This is a genomic window from Kaistella sp., assembly GCF_041824135.1.
Taxonomy (GTDB): Bacteria; Bacteroidota; Bacteroidia; order Flavobacteriales; family Weeksellaceae; genus Kaistella.
Genome location: NZ_JBGZYM010000077.1, coordinates 26651 through 32806, shown reverse-complemented (window position 1 = coordinate 32806; position 6156 = coordinate 26651). Strand labels below are relative to the sequence as shown.

Annotated in this window: 7 protein-coding genes and 1 pseudogene; 3 read left to right on the top strand and 5 right to left on the bottom strand. The window is 35.0% G+C overall.

The annotated features are described in order from the left end of the window. Nucleotides 1-89: pseudogene (locus tag ACEYOS_RS08820) on the bottom strand (RNA-binding protein); the annotation flags it as partial. A 141-nt stretch (nucleotides 90-230) separates the two neighbouring features. Then, nucleotides 231-1094 (bottom strand): aldo/keto reductase family oxidoreductase, encoded by an 864-nt coding sequence (locus ACEYOS_RS08815; RefSeq protein WP_373708886.1) that lies wholly within the window; start codon nucleotides 1092-1094, stop codon nucleotides 231-233. A gap of 102 nt (nucleotides 1095-1196) precedes the next feature. Between ACEYOS_RS08815 and ACEYOS_RS08810 the strand changes: the two genes are divergently transcribed. From ACEYOS_RS08810 to ACEYOS_RS08800, 3 genes are all read left to right on the top strand, one after another. Then, nucleotides 1197-2660 carry a T9SS type A sorting domain-containing protein gene (locus ACEYOS_RS08810; protein WP_373708885.1) on the top strand — a complete coding sequence of 488 codons (1464 nt, stop codon included), beginning with the start codon at nucleotides 1197-1199 and terminating at the stop codon, nucleotides 2658-2660. A 290-nt stretch (nucleotides 2661-2950) separates the two neighbouring features. Then, nucleotides 2951-3817 (top strand): RNA polymerase sigma factor RpoD/SigA, encoded by an 867-nt coding sequence (locus ACEYOS_RS08805; protein WP_125022266.1) that lies wholly within the window; start codon nucleotides 2951-2953, stop codon nucleotides 3815-3817. Nucleotides 3818-3944: 127 nt separating this feature from the next. Beyond that, complete coding sequence (locus tag ACEYOS_RS08800) at nucleotides 3945-4535, top strand: hypothetical protein (RefSeq protein ID WP_373708884.1); 591 nt, start codon at nucleotides 3945-3947, stop codon at nucleotides 4533-4535. A gap of 31 nt (nucleotides 4536-4566) precedes the next feature. On the opposite strand, the gene ACEYOS_RS08795 is transcribed toward ACEYOS_RS08800, so the two are convergent. The 3 genes from ACEYOS_RS08795 to ACEYOS_RS08785 are packed head-to-tail and all read right to left on the bottom strand — an operon-like array spanning nucleotide 4567 to nucleotide 6134. Then, on the bottom strand, nucleotides 4567-5166 hold the full coding sequence (locus tag ACEYOS_RS08795; protein ID WP_373708883.1) for a Crp/Fnr family transcriptional regulator: 600 nt from the start codon (nucleotides 5164-5166) through the stop codon (nucleotides 4567-4569). 9 nt (nucleotides 5167-5175) lie between these two features. Continuing rightward, complete coding sequence (gene ytxJ, locus ACEYOS_RS08790) at nucleotides 5176-5556, bottom strand: bacillithiol system redox-active protein YtxJ (protein ID WP_373708882.1); 381 nt, start codon at nucleotides 5554-5556, stop codon at nucleotides 5176-5178. Nucleotides 5557-5597: 41 nt separating this feature from the next. Next, nucleotides 5598-6134: a YfiT family bacillithiol transferase gene (locus ACEYOS_RS08785; protein ID WP_373708881.1), complete on the bottom strand. Its 537-nt coding sequence runs from the start codon at nucleotides 6132-6134 to the stop codon at nucleotides 5598-5600. Nucleotides 6135-6156: the final 22 nt, after the last annotated feature.

Genomic DNA, 6156 nt, shown 5'->3' with positions numbered 1-6156 from the left:
GCAGACGATACGTCACCAAATTCTGAAAATAAATCTTGCAACGACTGTTCTTGAGTTGCATAGTTAATGTTTGAAACAAAAATGTTCATCTTAAAAAAAAATTAATTATTAATACTGTTGAAATTATAAATGAAACTCAATGAATGCGATGAACAATGATTGATTTCGGATATAAAAACAGGTGCAAGTTACAATTATAAATCAAACCTGCAAGTTTTTTACGAAATATTTCACTTTATTTCGTAGCCGTTTTTCGCTTCCAACAGTTTAAACCAATCCTCATGCTCCAATTTGATCTTTAAACTCTCCTTCAATTTTATAATATTTTCTGGCCTTGAAGTGCCTATCACAGGAAGTATTCCGCTTGGATGCTTTAAAATGAAGGCTAATAAAATTTGATTTTCTTCTGCATTGTATTTTTCACAAAGAATTTTCAAAACTCTTTTAATCCTTTTATTCTCTTCTGACTTTTCTGTAAAATAGTTTCCCATAACCGACCAAGCCATCGGTTGGAGCTTCTTCAACATCAACTGATCTAAAGTTCCATCGTAAAATGCAGCAGTTTGATTCAAAGAAATTTCCACCTGATTGGTAATAATTGGAAAAGTATCATTAATAAGATCAAATTGTGAAGGTGAAAAATTAGATACGCCGAAGTGCAGTACTTTCTTCTGCTCTCTTAAAATTTCAAAACTTTCTGCGATTTCTACTGAATTCATTAAAGGAGATGGCCGATGAAGCAATAACAAATCGAGATAATCAGTCTGCAGATTTTCCAGACTTTTTTCAACCGACTTTAAAATATAGTCTTTGGAGTAATTGTAAGATTTTACACTGAAATTTTTATTGATACATGGCATTTCAATTCCACATTTTGAAATAAACTGAACGTCTTCTCTTTTCAGATCCATTTTTGAAAAAGCATCACCGAATAATTTTTCAGTGGTATAATCTCCGTAAATGTCGGCATGATCGAATGTTGTGAGATTCTCTTTGCAAGAAACTTCAATTAAATTTTGAACAGCTCTGATAGAATGGTTGACTCCCCAAACTCCCCAACGCATCGTTCCTATTATGATTGGTGAAAAAACCATTGTTCTTATAATTTTCTCAAAAATAATGAATATCCCATAACTTTAACAGTATAAATTACTATTATCAACATATATTAATAACTTTGATATAAATATATCATTATGAAAAAACTATCTACTTTATTTTTATCGCTTCTTTCGGCGATGGTATTTTCTCAATTTACAAGTCCAGGCACGGGCGTGATTTACAATCTAAATTCACTCTCTGCCGCTGCTCCGACAGTCTTGGTTAACAACGGAACAGATTATCAAATGACTGCCAATATTACGATTGCTGCAGGTGATATTCTACTAATGGATGAAGATACTACCTTGAAAATTGATGGTGGTATGCAATTAACGATTGGAGGGATTTACAATACAACCGCTAATAATCTCTTGATTACTGCGACAAATCCTGCAACGGTCTTTAAAGGAATAAGGCTTGAAGAAGGTTCAATTGCCACTTTTAAAAATACCATTTTAGAATACGGCGGAGGTTTACAGGTTTTAACCGCCACTTTTTTAATGGATAACTGCACCGTAAGATATTTTAAATCGGGTTTGGTAACTGGTGCGGCGGTGAATTTCTCCAGAGGAAATCCAGTGGTAAAAAATTCGACTTTTATTGAAAATGATTTGCCTGCAGTAGGTTCTGGCGCAAACCAATCGGTAGCTTTAGAGTTCACCAACAATTATCTTTCGGGAAACACCAAATTAAATTCTAACCGCCCGCAAATTAATATGGGGCCGAGTGGATCAGGCGTAACTAAAGTTTTGAACAATATTGTTATTGGAAACAGAACTTTGACTAAAGTGGGTGGAATCTCTGTTTCATCTTTGTTAGGCGGTGTAAATAAGGTTCTGATTGACGGAAATACGGTGACCGACAACCGCTACGGAATCACGGTGGCAGGAAATAATTCTTCCGGGACGATCTCTAATAACATTTTGACCAATAATAATTCTGAGAATAACCCAGCCACAGGTGGAAGTGGAATTTCGATTAACGGAAGCGGTGCGTTAGGATTAGGTTTGAAAATTGAAAAAAATGAAATTCGTGGTCACATCTGGGGAATTACGGTGATCGGAACTGCAAGTGTTGACTTAGGTGGTGGATCATTAGGAAGTGTGGGTGAAAATATATTTAAAGACAATGGAAATGGCGGTAATTTATTTGCGCTTTATAACAATACAGCAAATCCAATCAGTGCTACGAATAATTGCTGGAGAGAAGGTGAGCTTTCTGATGACGCCATGGTTGAAGCGGTAATCGCACATGTTTTTGATGATGCTGCTTTAGGTGAAGTAAACTTTAAACCTTATTTATGTGCCGCACCACTCGCTTCTGTTGAGACCACAAATTTACGTGCGAGCATTTATCCGAATCCCAGTAATGGAAACTTTACTTTCAGTTCAGAGCAAGCAGGTAGTGTAGTGATCACTGATGTTTCAGGCAAAATCATTTATACAGGTCAGGTCGCTAAAGGTAAAAATACCATTTCTATAAACGCAACTGCTGGAGTGTACTTTATGCTTTACCAAGCTGAAGGTAAAAGACAAACGATGAAACTGATCATTAAGTAAATATCTTTTTTTATGAAATTAAACTCATTCTGTTTCGATATAGAATGAGTTTTTATTTTTAGAGCTGATCTTGATTATCGCTGTATCTGCGACCCAGCTTGAGTGGAACTCTTTTTATAAAATAAATAGCAAAGGAAATAACGTTGGATTATTTCATAAAAAAGTGGGAACGGAAGATGGATGAAGTCGCCCAAAAAAAACAATATTACACTTATTTGTAATCTTTTGTAACCTTTTGATACTTGGTGTCGTATAATATAATGCAGTCCTAAAGTGGACCTTATTACTACATGAGACAATTAAAAATTACCAAACAGGTTACCAACAGAGAAACCGCCTCTCTTGACAAATATTTGCAAGAGATTGGAAAAGTTGATTTGATTACTGCCGACGAAGAAGTTGAATTGGCACAAAAAATCCGTGCTGGCGACCGAGTGGCACTGGAAAAATTGATTAAAGCCAACCTCCGATTTGTGGTATCTGTTTCTAAACAATACCAAAACCAAGGACTTTCCCTACCCGATTTAATTAACGAAGGAAATCTTGGTTTGATGAAAGCAGCGAAAAGATATGATGAGACCAGAGGTTTTAAATTTATCTCGTACGCAGTTTGGTGGATCCGTCAGTCGATTTTACAGGCTTTGGCAGAACAGTCAAGAATTGTAAGATTGCCATTGAATAAAATTGGATCGATCAACAAGATTAACAAAGCATACGCGCATTTGGAGCAGGAGAACGAAAGACCTCCGTCGCCAGAAGAATTAGCGGAAGTTTTGGACATGAGCGAATCTGACATTAAGGAGTCAATGAAAAACTCCGGAAGACACTTGTCTATGGATGCTCCGTTGGTTGAAGGTGAAGATTCTAACTTGTATGACGTTTTGCGTTCTGGTGAATCACCAAGTCCGGATAAGGATTTGATGTTAGAATCATTGCAGATTGAAATCGAAAGAGCGTTGCAAACTTTGACTCCGCGTGAGGCAGATTTAGTTCGTTTGTATTTCGGTTTGAACGGAAAACACCCAATGACTTTGGAAGAAATAGGTGAAACTTTTGACCTAACAAGAGAAAGAGTTCGTCAGATTAAAGAAAAAGCAATTAAAAGATTGAAACACAATACGAGAAGTAAAATTCTGAAATCGTATTTGGGGAAATAATATCCTATCCTAAATCTTTCTCTCAAGGAGATGGACTTTACCTGGAAATAATTAAAGGAATTCGAAAGAGTTCCTTTTTTTTTGTAACAATACTGAAATAAACCTCATTTATTTTAAAATATAAATTATGAAGAATCTACTAATCATCGCTACTCTATTTTTATCATTTTCGTGCAAAGAAAAAACTGAAAATGCAGTTATTGCAGCTGGGAACTCCAATGTTATCTCAAGCGTTGAATCTAAAACCGGTTCGAGATACAGTAAAGGAAGTTCCTTAATTGATGCCATTTATTTTGAAATGATTAAAGATGACAAAGTGTTGCAAGCACTTGATGAAGAGATTAATTTAATTAGAAAAAATTCTGATGAATTAATTTCTCAAAAGCAAGAACTTCTTATTAAACCAAGTGAATATTATGGTGAAGTAAATCGTGAAATTGCGATGATTAAAGATTCTATTCTAAAGAAGGAAATGAAAAATTTCATTAAAGAAAGTTCAGATAATTTTACCAGAAAGGAAAAGGAACTAGAAATGGTCATCAAAGATCTTGAAATCAATAATGGCAGGATTAATGACTATTATAATTTCTTCAAAATTAAAAAAACACTTCCTGAAATTGAAAAGTATCAAAATCAGAATCCACTAAAATTAGAAGAACTGGAGAAAATGATTGCCGATCAAAATCAACTTTTAGAGAAACTAAAAAATATGAAATAGCAAAAAGGAACTCAACTGGAGTTCCTTCTTTTTATGAGGGTACGAAATTTTTCCGCGCCAGTTCTTTTCGAACTCTACTCAAACTTTCGGGCGTAATTCCAAGGTAAGAAGCAACCATCCATTGGGGAACACGAAGTAAAATTTCAGGATACATTTTAATGAAAGTCATGTATCTTTCTTCAGCTGTGTCGGCCAAAAGCGAATTCACCCGATTCTGTAAATTCCGGATGTGTTTCTGCAAAAGCATATCATTATTTTCGGCAGTCTGAGGAAATTTCTCCACCATGCTGGTGAAAAAATCTTTGCTCAATAGAAATACCTCCGAATCTTCCACAGCTTCAATATAATATTTTGATTTCTGATTAAAATTCAGCGAACTTCGATCTGAAATTAGCCAGTTTTCCGGCGCGAACTGAATGATGTGTTCTTTTCCGTTTCGGTCGAGCGAATACATTCTAAGCAAACCTTTTTCCACAAAAAAAGTATCCATGCAAATCTCGCCTTCGCTCAAAAGCAATTCATTTTTAGTAACTTTTTTTAAAGTATAAAGATTTCCGCAAGTCGCTACGGCTTCTTTCGGAATCTCTAGAACTTCTGATAAATAATTGGAAATATTTTGAAGGGAATCCATTTTAAAGATTTAAATCTGATTAACAGAAATACTTTGATGGGAAGCATCTTTCACCGCTTTACCATTTTCTAAGACAATCATTTGCGGACTTTGGTGTGTTACTCCAAAATCGTCGGCAATTTTATTTGAAATTGGTCGGTGCGAGATTAGATCTAAAAAATAATACACGACGTCTTTATCAGAATGAGCGACTTCGTTTTCGAAACTTTTTAAAACCATTTTGCTAATATGACATCTGGTTGAATGTTTAAAAATCACCACTTTTTTCTCAAATGATTTCTGCACGGCTTGTGCTAAATCCTCTTCTGATTCAATCATATTCCAGAAAGATGTTGATGTATTTTGATCTTTTGGCTCATCACTTCCAAATATTTTATTAAAAAAACTCATGCTTTATTTATTTTAGGTTAGGTAAACTCTCGGCAATTTTCTTACCAATTGTTTTCGGATCTTAAATTTTCGATATGTGCGATATGATGATCACAATGCCACGCGTAAAAGGCAAGACTTTCTCTCAACGTAATATTACGGTGTTGTTCTGGATGATAAAAAGTGCTTTCGAATTCACGGTTGGTTAAAGATCTCAATTCAAAAACCCATCTTTTATGCAAACCTTTTAGAATCTGTAAAGCGGGTTTAATATCCATATTAAAAGAATCCTGCAACTCTGCCCACTGTACCTGATCCCATGGTTTTACGGTTGGATTATCTTCTGTCAAAGCCAGTTTAAAACGGATAAAACTATTCATGTGACTATCAGACAAATGATTTACCAACTGACGAATCGTCCAGCTTCCTTCTCTGTATTGACTGTCTAACTGCTCATCAGTCCAGTTACCTACGAGGTGTTTTAATTTATTCGGAAAGTCTTTCAGCGTCTGAATATGCTTGTCAATATCTTGATCCGTAATCTTTTTTGGATCCTGAAACTTACCAATTGGATATTTAATATGTTCTAATTTGTCCATTTAATTTATATATTTTGACGAT